16 protein-coding genes are annotated in these 17,525 nt (G+C 71.5%); 3 read left to right on the top strand and 13 right to left on the bottom strand.

All coding sequences use genetic code 11. The features are described from left to right. Positions 1 to 91: 91 nt before the first annotated feature. The 13 genes from O7626_RS33770 to O7626_RS33710 all read right to left on the bottom strand — a co-directional run bounded on the left by O7626_RS33770 (position 92) and on the right by O7626_RS33710 (position 13,263). The gene (locus O7626_RS33770; protein ID WP_278065039.1) at positions 92 to 427 is read right to left on the bottom strand and encodes a rhodanese-like domain-containing protein; all 336 of its coding nucleotides are present in this window, start codon (positions 425 to 427) and stop codon (positions 92 to 94) included. 101 nt (positions 428 to 528) lie between these two features. Beyond that, the gene (locus O7626_RS33765; protein ID WP_278066439.1) at positions 529 to 1,440 is read right to left on the bottom strand and encodes an LCP family protein; all 912 of its coding nucleotides are present in this window, start codon (positions 1,438 to 1,440) and stop codon (positions 529 to 531) included. Positions 1,441 to 1,752: 312 nt separating this feature from the next. After that, positions 1,753 to 3,015 (bottom strand): LCP family protein, encoded by a 1,263-nt coding sequence (locus O7626_RS33760; RefSeq protein ID WP_278065038.1) that lies wholly within the window; start codon positions 3,013 to 3,015, stop codon positions 1,753 to 1,755. Between the two features lie 122 nt (positions 3,016 to 3,137). Continuing rightward, positions 3,138 to 4,385, bottom strand: a complete 1,248-nt coding sequence (locus O7626_RS33755; RefSeq protein WP_278065037.1) for an LCP family protein — start codon at positions 4,383 to 4,385, stop codon at positions 3,138 to 3,140. Between the two features lie 76 nt (positions 4,386 to 4,461). Further along, positions 4,462 to 5,442, bottom strand: coding sequence for a GDP-mannose 4,6-dehydratase (locus O7626_RS33750; protein WP_278065036.1), 981 nt, complete (start codon positions 5,440 to 5,442; stop codon positions 4,462 to 4,464). A 175-nt stretch (positions 5,443 to 5,617) separates the two neighbouring features. Continuing rightward, a complete protein-coding gene (locus O7626_RS33745; RefSeq protein ID WP_278065035.1) occupies positions 5,618 to 7,312 on the bottom strand; it encodes a cation acetate symporter in 1,695 nt (564 codons plus the stop codon). Continuing rightward, a complete protein-coding gene (locus tag O7626_RS33740; RefSeq protein WP_278065034.1) occupies positions 7,309 to 7,677 on the bottom strand; it encodes a DUF485 domain-containing protein in 369 nt (122 codons plus the stop codon). The genes O7626_RS33745 and O7626_RS33740 overlap by 4 nt, the downstream gene beginning before the upstream one ends. Before the next feature lie 277 nt (positions 7,678 to 7,954). After that, positions 7,955 to 8,527 (bottom strand): flavin reductase family protein, encoded by a 573-nt coding sequence (locus O7626_RS33735; RefSeq protein ID WP_278065033.1) that lies wholly within the window; start codon positions 8,525 to 8,527, stop codon positions 7,955 to 7,957. Between the two features lie 142 nt (positions 8,528 to 8,669). After that, on the bottom strand, positions 8,670 to 10,313 hold the full coding sequence (locus tag O7626_RS33730) for a cation acetate symporter (RefSeq protein WP_278065032.1): 1,644 nt from the start codon (positions 10,311 to 10,313) through the stop codon (positions 8,670 to 8,672). A 1-nt stretch (position 10,314) separates the two neighbouring features. Further along, positions 10,315 to 10,722 carry a hypothetical protein gene (locus O7626_RS33725; protein WP_278066438.1) on the bottom strand — a complete coding sequence of 136 codons (408 nt, stop codon included), beginning with the start codon at positions 10,720 to 10,722 and terminating at the stop codon, positions 10,315 to 10,317. Between the two features lie 60 nt (positions 10,723 to 10,782). Next, positions 10,783 to 11,898, bottom strand: a complete 1,116-nt coding sequence (locus O7626_RS33720; RefSeq protein WP_278065031.1) for a HAMP domain-containing sensor histidine kinase — start codon at positions 11,896 to 11,898, stop codon at positions 10,783 to 10,785. Beyond that, positions 11,895 to 12,581 (bottom strand): response regulator transcription factor, encoded by a 687-nt coding sequence (locus tag O7626_RS33715; RefSeq protein WP_278065030.1) that lies wholly within the window; start codon positions 12,579 to 12,581, stop codon positions 11,895 to 11,897. The genes O7626_RS33720 and O7626_RS33715 overlap by 4 nt, the downstream gene beginning before the upstream one ends. A gap of 130 nt (positions 12,582 to 12,711) precedes the next feature. Further along, positions 12,712 to 13,263, bottom strand: a complete 552-nt coding sequence (locus O7626_RS33710) for a phosphoribosyltransferase family protein (RefSeq protein ID WP_278065029.1) — start codon at positions 13,261 to 13,263, stop codon at positions 12,712 to 12,714. Between the two features lie 209 nt (positions 13,264 to 13,472). Here O7626_RS33710 and O7626_RS33705 point away from each other — a divergent pair, with 209 nt between their 5' ends. The 3 genes from O7626_RS33705 to O7626_RS33695 all read left to right on the top strand — a co-directional run bounded on the left by O7626_RS33705 (position 13,473) and on the right by O7626_RS33695 (position 17,523). Then, positions 13,473 to 14,105, top strand: a complete 633-nt coding sequence (locus O7626_RS33705; RefSeq protein ID WP_278065028.1) for a septal ring lytic transglycosylase RlpA family protein — start codon at positions 13,473 to 13,475, stop codon at positions 14,103 to 14,105. A gap of 210 nt (positions 14,106 to 14,315) precedes the next feature. After that, complete coding sequence (locus O7626_RS33700; protein ID WP_278065027.1) at positions 14,316 to 15,443, top strand: PP2C family protein-serine/threonine phosphatase; 1,128 nt, start codon at positions 14,316 to 14,318, stop codon at positions 15,441 to 15,443. A gap of 175 nt (positions 15,444 to 15,618) precedes the next feature. After that, positions 15,619 to 17,523 (top strand): acyl-CoA dehydrogenase, encoded by a 1,905-nt coding sequence (locus tag O7626_RS33695; protein WP_278065026.1) that lies wholly within the window; start codon positions 15,619 to 15,621, stop codon positions 17,521 to 17,523. The last annotated feature ends 2 nt before the right edge of the window (positions 17,524 to 17,525 follow it).

Raw genomic sequence — 17,525 nt, 5'->3', positions numbered from 1 at the left:
CCGAGTCTGCCCGTTCGACGCCGCTTTCGGCAGTACCGCCGTCCTCGCGCTCACGGGCGGCGGCCGGTGGTCAGACGACCCGGGCCGGCGGTCAGACGACCCGGGCCGGCTGCCCGTCCTCGCTGGCCAGCGGGCGGCCGGCGGCGGCCCAGGCGCGCATCCCGCCGTCGAGGTTGCGGACGTTGTCCCAGCCGTTGCTCATCAGATAGCCGACGACCTGTCCCGACCGGCCGCCGGAGCGGCAGACCACCACGACGTCGGCGTCGGAGGGGATCTCGGACAGCCGTGCGGGCACTTCCATCATCGGCAGGTGGTGGGCGTCGGGCGCGTGCCCGGCCGTCCACTCGTCCGGCTCGCGTACGTCGAGCAGGTAGGCGTCGGCGGGCACTTCGGCGGCGGTCACCGCGGGAACGTTGGCTGCGAACACGGTTACCAAGGGTAGAGCCTGACGGGCCCGTCGGCCTTGCGGTAGCTCCTGCCGCCGCCGGGACGCATCCGGCGGGCGGCCACTGCCGCACCCCGCGGGGCCTAGAGCGGGTTGACCCACTTCGGGTGCTGCCGTGCCCAGTTGTCCAGGTCGGCGCCGCCCATCGAGTCGAACAGGGAGTACGCCGGCTCGTCCAGTAGGACGTACGAGACCTCGTCGATCGTCTCCGCGTGGGACGGCAACTGGATGCCACGCAGCGCGTCGGAACGCACCCCGCGCAGACCGAAGATCAGGTCCTCCAGGGGTACCCCGTTGGTGTCGACGGTGAACGACGAGCCGACGGCCCGGATCACCTGGTCCAGCCGGAGCGGGTTGCGGAGCATGTCGCCGGTGGTGGCCTTGTCCATCATCGCCCGCAACAGCTGCTGCTGGTGACGCTGCCGGTCGAAGTCGCCGTTCGGCAGGTCGTAGCGCTGGCGGGCGTAGTCCAGCGCCTGCGCCCCGGTCATCTGGTGGCAGCCCGCCTCGAAGAGGTTCCGGGTGTGGATCGACCGGACCGGGGTGTCGACGCACATCCGGATGCCGCCCAGCAGGTCGATGGAGCGCTGGAAGCCGGCGAAGTTGACCAGGGCGGCGCCGTCGAAGCGGATTCCGGTGAGCCGGCTCAGGGTGGCGGAGAGCAGTCGGGTGCCGCCTTGGCCGCCGCCGCCGTACTGGAACGCCGAGTTGATTTTGTCCGGGCCGCCGGGCCAGCCGCCGGCGGTGGCGGGCGGGATCTCGACGAGCAGGTCCCGGGGTACCGAGATCAGGTAGGCCCGGTCCAGCCCGGCCGGCAGGTGGGCGATCATGATCGTGTCGGAGCGCTGGTCGGTGCCGGGACTGGCGGCCGGGCGCTCGTCGGAGCCGACCAGCAGGTAGTTGAGCGGGCCGGCGACGTCGCCCCGGGCGCCGCGGGCGGCCGGGTCGAGGAGCAGTTGCTTGACCACGCTGTTGTCGTAGCGGTCGGCCAGCATGTGCAGGCCGGCGCCGCCGGCCCCGGAGACCAGCAGCAGGACCAGGCCGAGCCCGAGCGCCACCTTGGCCCAGACCGGCGTCTCCCGCCGTCGGCGCCGGTCTGCGGAGCTACCGGTACGGCCGGCGGCGCCGGGAACTCGTCGTGGCTGCCCGGGTGAGGCCGGAGCAGCCCGCCTGGATGTGAACGTGACCCCTCCCCGGACCCGGCGCTGAGTGAAGCTTCCTCAGCTCAGGCTAGGCGTCCGGTTTGCACGTCCAGCGGCTTTTGCGATTTTCCCCGTTGGTATCCGCCGGTATCCGTCGGGGCGGCGCTACTTCGTCGACGCGAGCACTGTCGGGTTGTTGATGATGAACTCGTCCAGCCGGTCGTTCTTGACCGCCGCGAACATCTGCTGGCTGATCGGCTTGAGGGTCTCCCGACCGCTGCCGTTGCCGGCGAAGTTGCCGTCGTTGGTGCGCAGCAGCACCAGGTCGTTGGCGGCCACCCCGCGCATGGTGAAGATGAAGTCGGCGATCGGGGTACGCCCGGTGTCCACGATCAGCGCCTCGCCGGCGGCCTTCATCAACTGGTTCAGCTTGCCGATGTCGGTCATCACGCCGTCACTCATGGCCTTCTTGGCCATTGCCTTGATCAGCTGCTGCTGGTTCTGCTGCCGGTCGTAGTCGCCGCGGGGCAGGCCGTAGCGCTGGCGCGAGTAGTCCAGCGCCTCCCAGCCCTCCATCTGCCGGCAGCCCTTCTTGTGCACCACCGGCTTCTTGACCCCGCGGGCCTTGTCGGCCTCGTGGTTCCACATCGGCTCGCCGTCGACCAACTTCATGTGGTGCGACTTGACCTCGTGGCGCACGCACATCGGGATGGTGCCGAGGGCGTCGATGATCTTCTTGAAGCCGCTGAAGTTGATGATCGCCGCGCCGTCGAAGCTGATCCCGGTCAACTTGTTGACGGTCGCCGCCATCAACTGCGCGCCGCCGGCCAGCCCGCCGCCGTTCTGCGCACCGTGGTAAAACGCCTCGGTCGCCTTGGCGGTGCCGCCGCCGTACCGGCTCTTCTTGAAGGCCGGCACCTGCACCTCGGTGTCGCGCGGGATGGAGAGCAGGTACGCCTGGTCGTGGGTGGCCGGGATGTGCAGCACGATGATGGTGTCGGCCCGTACGTTGTCGGCGTCCAGCCGGGCCCGCGCGTCGATGCCGAGCAGCAGCAGGTCGATCGGGCCGTCGAGGTCCTTGCCGCCCTCGGCCTCGGACTTGCCCGCGCCACCGAGCAGGTTCTCCTGCTGGATGGTGCTGGTCGCCTGGTCGATCGCGACCTGCATGCCGGCGATGGCAACACCGCTGGAGAGCATCAGCACGGCACCGAAGATGACGGTGAGGCGGGCCCAGAGCGGGGTCCTGCGACGCCGGGCGCTCTTGCCGCCCTTGCCCCCGCTGCCTTTGCCGCCCTTCGCCTTGCCACCGGGTCCGTTCGGCGCCTCGGGCCAGTCGTCGAGCGGCGACGGCCCCACCGACGCGGTCGCCCGGGAGGGCGGGACCGTCGAGGCGGGCCGTGGGGGACGTCGGCGGGACTGCACCGGCATGCCTGCTCCAGGTTCAGGGGTGAGGGCGGGACGCCGTGACAAGGTGCGGTCACCCGCCGGTCGCCCCGAATTCAACTACGTTACCTGCTCCTGTTCATCTACGGGTGCACGCGTCGATCGGTTCAACCGCCGTTGCCGGGCGTGGGTGTCGGCGCGACGTTCGCCGCCACCCAGTCGTCCATCGTGTCCGCCGCCATCGCCTGGTACATGGCCAGCGCCTTCTCCCGGTTGGACACCACCACCGACTCGCCGTTGACGGTCTCGCTGCCGTTGTGCGGGCTGGTGATGAACTGGAGGTTCTCGCCGCGCAGGTTGCGGAACTGGATCGCCATGTCGACCAGGGAGAAGCCCTCGTCGACGGTGACCGCGCCGGTGACGGACTTGAGGAAGGCGTTCAGCTTGCCCGGGTTGGTGAGCGTGCCGGTGCTGGCCGCCTTGTCCATCAGCGCCCGCAGGAACTCCTGCTGGTGGCGCATCCGGGCGAAGTCGCCGTCCGGGAACTGCTTGCGCTGCCGGATCCAGTCCAGCGCCTCGGCCCCGTTCATGTGGTTGACGCCCTTGTCGAACTTCCGGTACGGCTTGTGGATCGAGGTGATGTTGCGCTCCACCTTCAGGTCGACCCCGCCGAGGGCGTCGGTGACCTCCTTGAAGCCGGCGAAGTCGATCGCCATCACGTGGTCGATCCGGACGTCGGTGAAGCACTCGACGGTGCGTACCGCCAGCGGCAGGCCGCCGAAGGCGAAGGCAGCGTTGATCTTGCCTCGCTCGCCGCTGCCGCACTCCGCCTTCGAGTTCTCCGGAATCGGCACGTAGAGGTCCCGGGGGATCGAGACCAGGTACGCCTTGTCGTGGCTGGCCGGGATGTGCATCACGATGATGGTGTCGGCCCGCCACTTGCTGCGCTGGTCGACCGGGGCGTCCGGGTCCCGGGAGTCGCTGCCGACCATCAGGATGTTCAGCGCACCGCTCACCGACTTGGGCCGCCCGCCGGCCAGCTCGGCGAACGGGTCCGTCCGGGCCAGGTCCTTGTCCAGCCCGCGCAGATAGAGCCATGCGCCGCCGCCGGCCAGCAGGGCCAGCACCAGCACCGCGACGCCGGCCACCAGGGCGATCCGGCCCCACCGGGGGCGCGGGCCGCCGCGCCCGGGAGCGCCGGGCAGACCCGGACCGCCGGGACCGCCGCCGCCGGGACCGGCCGGCGCGTCGTGCCGACGGGACTGACCGGGTACGCCGGACACCTGCGCCCGGCCGGAGATCCGGTTCGACCCGGCCGGCTGACCGGGGCCGGGCACCGAGGCCCGGCCGGCGGATCCACCGGCCGTCATCCGGTACGGACTGTTGGCCGCGTTCGGGGGAGGGCTCGCGAACATGCCCACAGGGTACGTAGCGGAACCAAGAAACCTCTGGGTGCCACGGCCCGGGTGGCCCGGGGCCGGGTATCCTCCGCTACCCCGCCAACCGCTGGCTGAAGTGCTCGATCGTCCGGCGCAGCCCCTCGGTCGGGGCCACCTCGGGCTCGTAGCCGAGCCGCTCCCGGGCCAGCGTGAGGTCCGGCCGGCGCATCTCGGGGTCGTCGGCCGTCCGGGTGATATAGGTCACCTGGGACCGGCTGCCGGTCAGCTCGGCGATCGTCTCGGCCAGCTCCCGCATCGACACCTCGTGTTCGGTGCCGCAGTTGATCGGGCCGGTCTCGGTCGAGTCGAGCAGCAGCAGGATGCCCCGGACCAGGTCGCTGACATAGCAGATGGACCGGGTCTGCGCACCGGTGCCGTGCACGGTCAGCGGCTCGCCGCGCAGCGCCTGGGTGATGAAGGTGGGGATCGCCCGCCCGTCGTCCGGCCGCATCCGGGGCCCGTACGTGTTGAAGATCCGCACGATGCCGACGTCGAGCCCGTGGTAGCGGTGGTATGCCATGGTGCTCGCCTCGGCGAACCGCTTGGCCTCGTCGTAGACGCTGCGCACGCCGATCGGGTTGACGTTGCCCCAGTACGTCTCGACCTGGGGGTGCACCTGCGGATCGCCGTACGCCTCGGAGGTGGAGGCGAGGACGAACCGGGCCCGGTCGGCGACCGCCCGGTCGAGCAGGTGCAGGGTGGCCAGCGAGCCGACCCGGAGGATCTCGATCGGCAGCGTGGCGAAGTCGGTGGGGCTGGCCGGCGAGGCCAGGTGCATGACGGCGTCGAACCGCTGGGCGATCGCCGGGTGGTGCTCGGGCAGCCCGTCCGAGACGTCGGCCTCGACCAGGGTGAACCGGGGATGGTCGGCCAGGTGGGCGACGTTCTCCTTGGAGCCGGTGACGAAGTTGTCCACCGCGACCACCGTGCAGCCCCGCGCGACGAGCGCGTCAACCAGGTGGGAAGGGACGAATCCGGCACCGCCGGTGACGAGGATCCGGTGTTCCGCTCCGAAACGCTGGGCTACCACCATGCGCCCAGCCTACCCAGAAAGCTGATCTCCGGCTGGCCGAGGGGAGGCCCCTCCGCCGGGTCCGGTGGGCGGAGGACGGACGGGTGGTGCCGGGTCACCTTCGTGCCCGACACCACCCGTCATGCCGATCTGACCATTCGTGACCGTTGAAGCGGTCGACGGCCGGTCCGCCGGATCAGTGCGCCCCGGCGCCGGTGAGCGAACGCACCTCCAGTTCGGCGTACTTGTCCTCGTCCGACTCCTTCGAGATCATCGTGCCGATCCAGCCGCAGAGGAAGCCGCCCGGGATGGAGATGATCCCCGGGTTCGACAGCGGGAACCACTGCCAGTCGCTGTCCGGGAACATCGCGGTGGGCGCCCCGGAGACCACCGGGGAGAAGAACACCAGCCCGACGGCGCTGATCAGACCGCCGTAGATCGCCCAGACGGCGCCGGAGGTGTTGAACCTCTTCCAGAACAGGCTGTAGAGGATCGCCGGCAGGTTGCCGGAGGCCGCCACCGCGAAGGCCAGCGCGACCAGGAAGGCCACGTTCAGGTTCTGCGCGAAGATCGACAGCACGATTGAGATCGCGCCGATGACCAGCGCCGAGATCCTGGCGACGTTCACCTCCTGCCGCTCCGACGCCTGGCCGCCCTTCATCACGTTGGCGTAGAAGTCGTGCGCCAGGCTGGACGAGGAGGCCAGGGTGAGCCCGGCGACCACCGCGAGGATGGTGGCGAAGGCCACCGCCGCGATGACCGCGAGCAGGGCGGCCCCGCCGACGTCGCCGCCGAGGAAGTCGACCCCGAGTGCCTCGGCGAGCTGCGGCGCAGCCGTGTTGCCGGCCTTGTCCTGCGCGGTGATCGCCTCCTGGCCGACCAGGGCCGCCGCGCCGAAGCCGAGGGCCAGGGTGAACAGGTAGAAGGTGCCGATGATGCCGATCGCCCAGAGCACGCTCTTCCGGGCGGCCTTGGCGGTCGGCACGGTGTAGAAGCGGATCAGGATGTGCGGCAGGCCGGCGGTGCCGAGCACCAGGGCGATGCCGAGGGAGAGCAGGTCGACCTTGTTGTAGAAGGTCTTCGTCGCGTCCCCGGCGACCTCGACGCCGTACCGCAGTCCTGGTTCGAGGAACGCCGAGCCCTTGCCGGAGGCGTTGGCGGCGTCGCCGAGCAGGGCGGAGAGGTTGAACTTGTAGTGCGCCAGCACCAGGACCGTCATCACCAGGGCGCCACCCATCAGCAGGAACGCCTTGACGATCTGCACGTAGGTGGTGCCCTTCATGCCACCCACGGTGACGTAGATGATCATGAGGGCGCCGACCATGATGATGGTGGCGATCTTCGCCGCGTCCGCGTCCATGCCGAGGAACGTGGTGCCCGGCCGGATCCCCAGCAGCAGCGCGACCAGCGCACCCGCGCCGACCATCTGGGCCAGCAGGTAGAAGACCGAGACGGTGATGGTGGAGACCGCCGCCGCCGTCCGGACCGGCTTCTGCCGCATCCGGAACGCCAGCACGTCGGCCATCGTGTAGCGGCCCGAGTTACGCAGCAGCTCCGCCACCAGCAGCAGGGCCACCAGCCAGGCGACCAGGAAGCCGATCGAGTAGAGGAAGCCGTCGTAGCCGTACAGCGCGATGATGCCGGCGATGCCGAGGAACGACGCCGCCGACATGTAGTCGCCGCCGATCGCCATGCCGTTCTGGAAACCGGAGAACGAGCGGCCACCGGCGTAGTAGTCGGTCGCCGTCTTGGTCTGCCGGCTGGCCCAGATCGTGATGCCCAGGGTCACCGCGACGAAGACCAGGAAGAGCGTGATGGTCAGGGTACGGGCGGTGCTGCTGTTGCCCGCCTCCGCCGCCAGGCTGAACCCGGCCAGGATCTCTCGACTCATGACGACGCCTCCTCCTTCCGCTCGTCGGTGCTGCCGGTGAGCTCGGCGCGGATCTTGTCTGCGACCGGGTCGAGCTTCCGCTCGGCGTACCGGGAGTAGAGCCAGGCGATCAGGAAGGTGGAGACGAACTGCAACAGGCCGAAGACGAGGGCGACGTTGATGTTGCCGACGATCTTGGTGCCCATGAATCCGCGTGCGTACGCGGAGAGGATCACGTAAAGCGCGTACCAGAGGAAGAACGCCACGGTCATCGGAAAGACGAAGCCGCGCAGAGCCTTGCGCAACCCGACGAACTCGTCCGATCGCTGTGCCGCGACGTACGAGTCCGCCGGTGCGCTGGCCGGCGCGGGAGTGTCCGTAGACATGCTGGTCTCACCACCTTCGCAGGGGCAGGGGAGTTTCCGCGCACCGTATGGAGCCGCCCGGATCTCGGAAAGCAGTGATCCGGAGCCTGGTCGGCGGCTGCGCCGAACGGGCCGGTGGCTGCGCCCAGTGACCCGGATCACGCCGCTTGGCGACGGCCCCGCCCACGGCCGACCGGGCCGTACGCCGGAGGTCGCCGGGGCGCCCGCGGGGCAGATGTCCGTTCCGCGTGATACCACCAGGTCATCGTGATGACACCCTGGTATCACGCCCGTCGGGTCACCCGTTTCCGGCCAGTTCGCGGTAGCGGCCACGGTGGTGCAGCAGGGGTGCCGCCGTACCGGTCAGTTCGACGGTCTCGACGGTGGCCTCGACCAGCAGCGCCCAGCCGTACTCCCGGGCGCCGTCCAGCCGGCAGCCGACCCAGCCGCCGACCCCGGCCCCGCCCGGCACCGGCCCGTAGCCGGTGTGCGTCCACTCGCCGGTGGCGAAGAGCCCGCCCGGCGCCGGGAAGAGCCCGGCGAACCGGTCGGCGAGCTGCCGGTGCGCCGGACCGAGCAGCGTCACCGCGAACCGGCCGCTGGCCGAGGCCGCCGCCCACAGCTCCGACTCGTCGTCGACCAGCCCGAGCAGCCGGCCCGGCTCACCGTCGGCGACCAGGGTGGACGAGACGGTCAGCCCGGCCGGAGCCGCCGGCTCGCCGGTCGCGGTCGTCCCGGCGTACGCCGTCCAGAGCGTCACCGGCGCCGGCAGCCGGCCGCGCAGCCGGCGCACCGGAGAGCGGTCCCCTTCCGGGGTGGCGAACGGATCGGTGTGGTGGATCTGCCCGCCCGGCGGCTCGGCTCGGTTCACCGCCCCATTGTGCCGCCCCGAACCGCGAAACCGTGGACGCGTCCAGGGGTGGAGGCAGTAGAAACCTGACGGGACGGGCGATGGCCCAGGAGAGCGACTTCCACGAGTTCTACCAGAGCACCCGGCACCCCGCGGGTGCACGTCAGAGCCGGAGTGCCTCCGGAGCGTGCAAGCGCAGCATCGTCGAGGCGACGTCGGTCGGGGCCCGGCGGCGGGTGGCCCAGGAGACGGTCACCATCACGGTGAAGGCCAGCGGCACGGTCCAGGCGGCCGGCTGGGCGATCAGCACCGCCGGCCAGCCGGTGAGTTCCGGGCCGACCACGGTGAAGAGCACCGCGCCGACCGCCGCGCCGCCGCCGGCCAGGATCCCGGCCGCCGCGCCCGCGTCGGTCAGGCCGCGCCACCAGATGCCGAGCACCAGCAGCGGGCAGAAACTCGACGCCGCCACCGCGAAGGCCAGCCCGACGACCTGGGAGACGTCCAGCCCGGAGACGTTCAGCGCCAGCACCATCGGCACCAGCCCGGCGAGCACGGTGGCCAGCCGGAAGTCGCGTACCGAGCCGCGGCCGAGCACGTCGGTGGAGAGCACCCCGGCCACGCTGGTGAGCAGCCCGGAGGAGGTGGAGAGGAAGGCGGCGAACGCACCGGCGGCGACGAGCGCGGCCAGCAGCTGCCCGGTCAGCCCGCCGCCGAGCGCCGCGCCGGGCAGCAGCACCACCACCGCGTCGGTACGCCCGGTGAGCAGCAACTGCGGCGTGTAGATCCGGCCGAGTACGCCGTACAGGGTGGGGAAGAGATAGAAGGCGCCGACCAGGGCCAGCACCACCAGGGTGGTACGCCGGGCCGCCGCGCCGTCCGGATTCGTGTAGAAGCGCACGAGTACGTGCGGCAGCCCCATCGTGCCGAGGAAGGTCGCCAGGATCAGCGAGTAGGTGGCGAAGAGTCCCCGGTCGTCGTCCCCGGCCGTGCTCGGCAGCAGCCAGTCCAGCCCGCCGTCCGCGTCGACGCTGGAGATCTCCGGCACCGGGTCACCGGCGGCGAACGACAGCTCCTCGCCGGGGCGTACCTGCCGGGTGGCGCCGTCCGGCAGGGTCAGCGTCGCCGGCTCCTCCACCACCACCGTGGTCGCGGCCGGGAAGACCGAGCCGCCGACCGGGGTCACCGGCGGCCGGGCGTCGGCCTGCCAGTGCAGCACCAGGAAGATCGCGGGCACCGCCAGCGCGGTCAGCTTGAGCCAGTACTGGAACGCCTGCACGAAGGTGACCGCCCGCATCCCGCCGAGCGCCACGTTCGCGGTCACCACCGCCCCGACCAGCAGCGCACCCAGCTCGTACGGCCCACCGGCGACCGTGGTCAGGGTCAGCCCGGCGCCCTGCAACTGCGGCACCAGATAGAGCCAGCCGATGAAGACGACGAAGGCGGTGGCCAGCTTGCGCAGCCGTCGGGAGCCGAGCCGCAGCTCGCAGAAGTCGGGCAGGGTGAACGCGCCGGAGCGGCGCAGCGGCGCGGCCACGAAGAGCAGCAGCGCCAGGTAGCCGGCGGCGAAACCGACCGGATACCAGAGCACGTCGACGCCGTACTTGAGGATCAGGCCGGCGATGCCGAGGAAGGAGGCGGCCGACAGGTATTCCCCGCCGATCGCCGCCGCGTTCCAGGTCGGGCTGACCATCCTTGACGCCACCAGGAAGTCGGAGGTGGTCCGGGCCAGGGTCAGCCCATAGAAGCCGATCGCGACCGTGACCAGGGTGACCACGATGATCGCCGGCACGGTGTACGCGTTGCCCACCTCAGCGCTCCGGTCGCTGGACCACGTCGACGAAGTCCTGCTCGTTGCGCTCGGCCAGGTGCACGTACGCCCAGCCGGCCGCGACCAGGAACGGGAAGGCGGCCACCCCGAGCAGCAGCCAGGGCAGGTTGATCCCGAACAGCTTCGCCGCGCCGACCTCCGGGGCGATCGCGAAGAGCAGCGGCAGCCCGCCGAGCCCGATCCCGACCACCAGCGACAGCCGCAGCGCCAGCGCGAGCTGGGCGCGGATCAGCCCGCGGAGCAGTGCGTCGCCGACCTGGGTCTGCTGGGACAGCTCGGCCCGGGTCCGCTCGGCGCCGCTGCCGCTGCGGGCCACCTCGGCCAGCACCACCCGGGTCCGGCGCGGCGGCCCGGGGCGCCCCGGCTCCGGCTGCCGATCGATCGGGATGGCCACCCCGGCAGTCTCACCGCCTGGCCCGGAATGTCAAGTCGACCTCCGGCCGGCTCGTCAGCGTTCCACGAGGACCGCGGAGTGTTCGCCGGCCGCCGGGGCCACGGTCGGCAGGCTCACCCTGATCTGGCAGCCGACCGGGCGGGCCGAGCGGCCCGGGTCGGCGGGTTCGACCAGGGGGCGGTCGGCGACGGCGATCGTCCCGCCGTGCAGCTCGACCACCCAGTGCGCGATCGCCAGGCCCAGCCCGGTGCCGCCGTCGCTGGTCCGTTCGCCCCGGGTGAAGCGTTCGAAGACCTCCGGGCGGAGCCGGGCCGGGATCCCCTCGCCCTCGTCGGTCACCTCGAACCGCAGCTCGTCGCCGACCCGCTGCGCGGCGACCAGCACGGTGCCGCCGGGTGGGCTGTGCCGGGCCGCGTTGTCCAGCAGGTTGGCGAAGACCTGGTGCAGCCGGCGGGGGTCGGCCGGCACGGTCAGCGGCGCGGAGTGCTGGCGTACCTCGAACCGGACGTCCCGCCCGGCGCCGGCCGCGGTCACCGTGGCCTGCTCGATCACCTCGGCCAGGAAGTCCGCCACGTCGACGTCCTGCCGGCGCAGCGGCAGCACCCCGGCGTCCAGCCGGGAGAGGTCGAGCAGGTCGGCGACGAGGTGGCCGAGCCGTTCGGTCTGGGACAGCGCCACCCGCAGCGTCGGCAGGTCCGGCTCGGCCACCCCGTCGACGATGTTCTCCAGCACGCCCTGGAGGGCGGTGATCGGGGTACGCAGTTCGTGCGACACGTTCGCGATCAGCTCCCGGCGGCGCCGGTCGGCCTCGGCCAGGTCGCCGGCCATCTGGTTGAACGCGGCGGCCAGGGTGCCGACCTCGTCCCGGGAACTGGCCCGGACCCGCCGGGTGTAGTCGCCCCGGGCCATCGCCCGGGCCGCCGCCGTCATCTCGCGCAGCGGCGAGGTCATGCCGTGGGCCAGCAGTTGCGAGGTGAGCAGGGCCAGCAGGACCGCCGTTGCGGTGGTCCACGGCGGCAGCCAGCCGATGCCGACGATGAAGACGGCCATCCCGGCGGCACCCGAGCCGACCATCAGGATGCCGAGTTTCAGTTTGATCGACCAGATCGGGTCCAGCGGCCGGGGCAGCACGTCCAGCGTCCGGTTGACGCCGGTCCAGAAAGCGGTCACGGCCGCACCTCCAGGGCGTAGCCGACACCGTGCACGGTGCGGATCAGGTCGGCGCCGAGCTTGCGGCGCAGCGCCTTGACGTGGCTGTCGACGGTACGGGTGCCCGACCCGTCGGCCCAGCCCCAGACGTCGGCGAGCAGCCGCTCCCGGGGCAGTACCGTCCGGGGCCGGTTGGCGAAGTGCGTCAGCAGGTCGAACTCGGTAGGGGTCAGGTGCGCCTCGACGCCGTCCCGGCTGACCCGCCGTTCGGCCTGGTTGATCTCCAGGTCGCCGATCCGGAGGATCGCGGTGCCGTTGCGGGCCGCGCTCGTCGCCCGGTCGACCCGGCGTAGCAGCGCGTGCACCCGGGCGGCGAGTTCGCGCAGCGAGAAGGGCTTGGTGAGATAGTCGTCGGCGCCGACGGCGAGCCCGACCAGCAGGTCCGTCTCGTCGTCCCGGGCGGTCAGCATCAGCACCGGGACCGGCCGGTCGGCCTGGATCCGCCGGCACACCTCCAGGCCGTCGAAGCCGGGCAGCATCACGTCGAGGACGACCAGTTCGGGCCGGCCGGTCCGGAACGCCTCGACGGCACCGGGACCGTCCCGGGCGATCTCCACCAGGAATCCCTCGGCCCGCAGCCGGGCGGCCACCGACTCGGCGATGGTGCGCTCGTCCTCCACGACCAGGATCCGGCGTTGCGTCATGCCCTGACTGTAGAAACCCGGCGTGCGGAAACCTCGCCCGCGTTGTGAACAACCTGTGGAGAACTTCGTCACCCTGTGGATAACTCGTTGACCAGCGGTGGAGGGGCGGCGCACGGGTTCGACCGGGCGGTCAGGAGCTCAGGTCGTCCTCGGTCAGCAGGTGCGTGACGCGCAGTTCCGCGAGTGTCTCCGGCGAGGCGGCGGCGACCAGGCAGGCCGTGCCGAGGACGGTGGCGCCGCGTCGGGTGGCGATCTCGTGCAGGGCGCGTACCTGGGCGCCGCTGGCCAGCCAGTCGTCCACCACGAGTACCCGGTCGCCGGGTCCCAGGTGCCGGTCCCGTACCCCGAGGGCGAGCCGGCGTTCCCGGTAGTCGTACCCGGTCCAGGCCCAGGTGGTCGGCTCGGCGATCCGCCGCTGTCCGGTGTTCTTGTACGCCGGGACGAACCCCGCGCCCAGTGCGGTCGCCACCAGCGGGCCGAGCAGCAGGCCGGTCACCTCGGGGGCGACCACCACGGTGGGCGGGGCGGCCCGGAACGGCTCGGCCAGGGCGGGGCCGAGCCCGGCGAGGAGGTGCGGATCCCGCCACCAGCCGGAGACGTCGCTGACCAGGTGGGCGCTCTCCGGCCCCGGGTCGGTCCACCGGAACGCCTCGACCAGCCGCCTGCTCAGCTCCACCCGCACGGGAACCATCCTGCGGCATCTCCGCTCCAACCCGTACGCCGCACGGTCTCCAACCCGTACGCCGCACGTCCGACCCACGCCGGGTCGGATGATCGGCCACACGTTTCGTCTCATAACTGGACGAAAGCAGATGATCACGTTGACTTCCGAAGTGCCACCCTCGTTACGGTCCGACCCGATCTATGTCGTGCCCGGGGAAGGACGTTGCGGTGACTGGGAAGCATTCCCGAGTTCGGATCCTGCGCTGGCCGACCGGTCTGCTGGCGGCCGGTGCGGTCGCCGTGGCGCTGGTCGGTGCGGGCGCGGCCGGGGTGGTGCGGCTCGGCACCGAGCCGGTCGCCGACCCCGGCTCGGCGCCGGCCCTGGTCGAGCCGGCGACTCCGGCCGGCGCAGGCGGGCCGGTGACGGCGTCGCCCACCCCGGAGGCGGTGACGCCCACGCCGACCCGGGCGCCCGAGCGTGCCTCCCGGGCCAGCTCCCGGGCCACGCCGAGCCGGGCCAGCACCGCGAAGAAGCCGGCCGGCAAGCGGCCGGCGAGCAGCCCGACGGCCCGGGTGGTGGACAGCGGCTCCTGCAGCGCCTCCTACTACGACCAGGGGCAGGTCACCGCGAACGGCGAGGCCTTCGACCCGAACGGCCTGACCGCGGCGCACAAGACCCTGCCCTTCGACACCCGGGTCCGGGTGACGAACCCGGACAACGGCCGGTCGGTGGTGGTCCGGATCAACGACCGGGGGCCGTTCGTCGACGGCCGCTGCATCGACCTGTCCCGGGCGGCCTTCGAGGCGGTCGCCGCGCTGAGCCTCGGCGCCATCGACGTGCGGTACGAGGTCCTCGGCTGATTCCCTGTCGAGGGTCGGGTGCCGAGCGGTCGGGTGCCCCGGCGTCGTCGGCCGGACGCGTGACGTGATCGAGGAATGTTCATTCGACTGGCAACGGTTGGCTGACCCGACGACAAGATCCGGCGGATCCGGACCGGTGGGATGCACCGGGTGGCCAGAACCCGATCGGACGAGGAGTCAACTTCGTACAATCGCGGTCGTCGATCAGGCATGCTGTTCCGCGTACCCATGCGACTGATGCCACCGGGCCGTCGCCCGCTGAGCCAAGGTTCCCGCGCCGGTCTCGGCGCGGCCCTCGTGCTGCTCGCGCTCGTCTCGGTGGTGGAGTTCGCCGACGACTCGAAGGTCAACTATGTCGGCCTGGTCGCGGCGGCCCCGTTCCTGGCCGCCGCCTTCGCCTCCTGGCGGGTGGTGCTCGCGGTCGGCGCGATCGCCACCGTGCTGGCCGGCTCGCTGGGCTGGGGCGACCGGGTGGTGCCGCTGGCCACCACCGTCAACCTGGTCGGCGTGGTGCTGGGCACGGCCATCGCGGCGCTCTTCGCGGTGATCCGGCAGCGCCAGGAGGATCGGATCGCCGAGTTGTCCAAGCTCGCCTCGGTGGCCCAGCAGGCGGTGCTGCGCCCGCTCGGCCCGCAGGTCGGCAGCCTGGCGGTGGCCGGGCACTACATCTCGTCGACCGCCGCCGCCGACATCGGCGGTGACCTGTACGAGGCGATCGACACCCCGTACGGCGTACGGATCATCATCGGCGACGTACGCGGGAAGGGGCTGGACGCGGTCCGGCTGGCCAGCATCGTGCTCGGCTCGTACCGGCACGTGGCGTACGAGCGGGCCGACCTGCGGGCGATCGTGGCCGACCTGGACCGGGCGGTGGCCCGCAACGTCGGCGACGAGGACTTCGTCACCGCCGCACTCGTCGAGGAGCGGGGCGGCACGCTGACGATAGTCAACTGTGGACATCCGGCCCCCCTGCTGCTGCGGCGCGGTCAGGTGATCCCGATGGAGCCGCCGGCACCGGCGCCGCCACTCGGCTTCATGCCGGTGGTCCGGCCCCGGGTGGAGCGGCTGGAGCCGGGCGACCGGCTGCTGCTCTTCACCGATGGGCTCGGCGAGGCACGCCGGGACGGGGAGTTCTTTCCGACCGTGGACCGGGCCTGGCGGCTGCTCGGGCACGGCACCGTCGCCGACGGCCTGGCCTCGCTGGAGACGGCCCTGGTCGAGTGGGTGCGCGGCCGGCTCGACGACGACATCGCGCTGGTCCTGATGGAGTACCCCGGACCGCACTCGGCAACCGCCTCCCGGGTGCCGAGCTGGGAGGTCGGCGCTGCCGACAGTTGACCGCGTCCCGGTCGCCCGCACACCTGCCGGGTACGGGCGACGGGCGCCGGGCGTCAGGTTCCGGTCACTGTGGCGCGGGTCACTGGGGTGGTCGCGCCACCTCGACTTACCCGCGAGTAATATAGCCACTGTTACTGCCGGGTAACCTTCGCGAGTGTCCGGGGGGCAGAGGCGTATGAGCCACTACAGGAGCAATCGGCGCGACCTGGAGTTCAACCTCTTCGAGGTCTTCGGCGCGGACCAGACGTTCGGCGTCGGCCCGTACGCCGACATGGACGCCGACAGCGCACGGAGCGTGCTCGCCGAGGTCGAGCGGATGGCCCGGGAGGACCTGGCGGCCAGCTACGCCGAGAGCGACCGGAACCCGCCGGTCTTCGACCCGGCCACGCACACCGCTCCGCTGCCGGAGGCGTTCAGGAAGTCCTACCGGGCGATGATGGCCTCCGAGTTCTGGCGGATGGACCTGCCGGCCGAGCTGGACGGCACGATGGCGCCCCGGGCGCTCTGGTGGTCGGCCGCCGAGCTGATCCTCGGCGCCAACGCCCCACTGTGGATGTACGCCGCCGGCCCCTCCTTCGCCTACACCCTCTACCGGGAGGGCACCGAGGAGCAGAAGGAGTGGGCCAGACTCTTCGTCGAGAAGCAGTGGGGCGCGACCATGGTGCTCACCGAGCCGGACGCCGGTTCGGACGTGGGCGCCGGCCGGACCCGGGCGATCCCGCAGCCGGACGGCTCCTGGCACATCGAGGGCGTCAAGCGCTTCATCACCAGCGGTGAACACGACCTGACCGACAACATCATCCACTATGTCCTGGCCCGGCCGGTCGGGGTCGAGGGCGTCGGCGGTCCGGGCACCAAGGGGCTGTCGCTGTTCGTGGTCCCGAAGTTCCACTTCGACCCGGAGACCGGGGAGCTGGGCGAGCGCAACGGCGTCTACGCGACGAACCTCGAACACAAGATGGGGCTGAAGGTCTCCAACACCTGCGAGATGACCTTCGGCGAGCACGGCGTACCGGCGAAGGGCTGGCTGCTCGGCGACGTGCACGACGGCATCCGGCAGATGTTCCTGATCATCGAGTACGCCCGGATGATGGTCGGCACCAAGGCGATCGCCACGCTCTCCACTGGCTACCTCAACGCCCTGGAGTACGCGAAGAGCCGGGTGCAGGGCGCCGACCTGCTCTCGTCGGACCGGAACGCCCCCCGGGTCACCGTCACGCACCACCCGGACGTCCGCCGTTCCCTGATGCTCCAGAAGGCGTACGCCGAGGGCCTCCGGGCGCTGGTCTGCTACACCGCGACCTGGCAGGACCGGATCAACCTCGCCGAGGCGAGCGGTGACGAGGCGGGCGCCAAACTCGCCAAGGGCGTCAACGACCTGTTGCTGCCGCTGGTCAAGGGTGTCGGCTCGGAACGCGCCTACGAGCTGCTCGGGCACGAGTCGTTGCAGACGTTCGGCGGCTCCGGTTTCCTCCAGGACTACCCGCTGGAGCAGTACGTCCGGGACGCGAAGATCGACACCCTCTACGAGGGTACGACCGCGATCCAGAGCCTCGACCTCTTCTTCCGGAAGATCGTCCGGGATCGCGGTACCAGCCTGATGGCGGTGGCCGGCGAGATCACCGCGTTCGTGGAGTCCGGTGGCGGCACCGGACCGGCCGGCGCGGACTCGGCGGCGACCGGCTCGGCCGGGCCTGGTGACGGGCAGCTCAAGGAGGAGCGTGCCGCGCTGGGCCGGGCGCTCGGCGAGGTGCAGGCGATGCTCGGCACCATGACCGGCTGGCTGGGCGAGGCGCAGGGCGGCGACCCGCGCACGCTCTACAAGGTCGGGCTGAGCAGCCGGCGGTTCCTGCTCGCCGTCGGCGACCTGGTGGTCGGCTGGCTGCTGCAACGGCAGGCCGAGGTCGCGCTCCGGGCACTGGGCGGCGAGGTGTCGGCGGCGGACAAGGCGTTCTACACCGGTAAGTTGGCCGCCGCCCGGTTCTTCGCCCGGGAGGTACTGCCCCGGATCGGCGCCGACCGGCGGATCGTGCAGGGCGCCGACCTGGAGCTGATGGATCTGCCCGAGGAAGCCTTCTAGAC

This window comes from Micromonospora sp. WMMD1102 (assembly GCF_029626265.1).
Lineage (GTDB): Bacteria > Actinomycetota > Actinomycetes > Mycobacteriales > Micromonosporaceae > Plantactinospora.
Note: the sequence above shows the minus strand (reverse complement) of the source record. Positions and strands in the feature narration are given on the sequence as shown.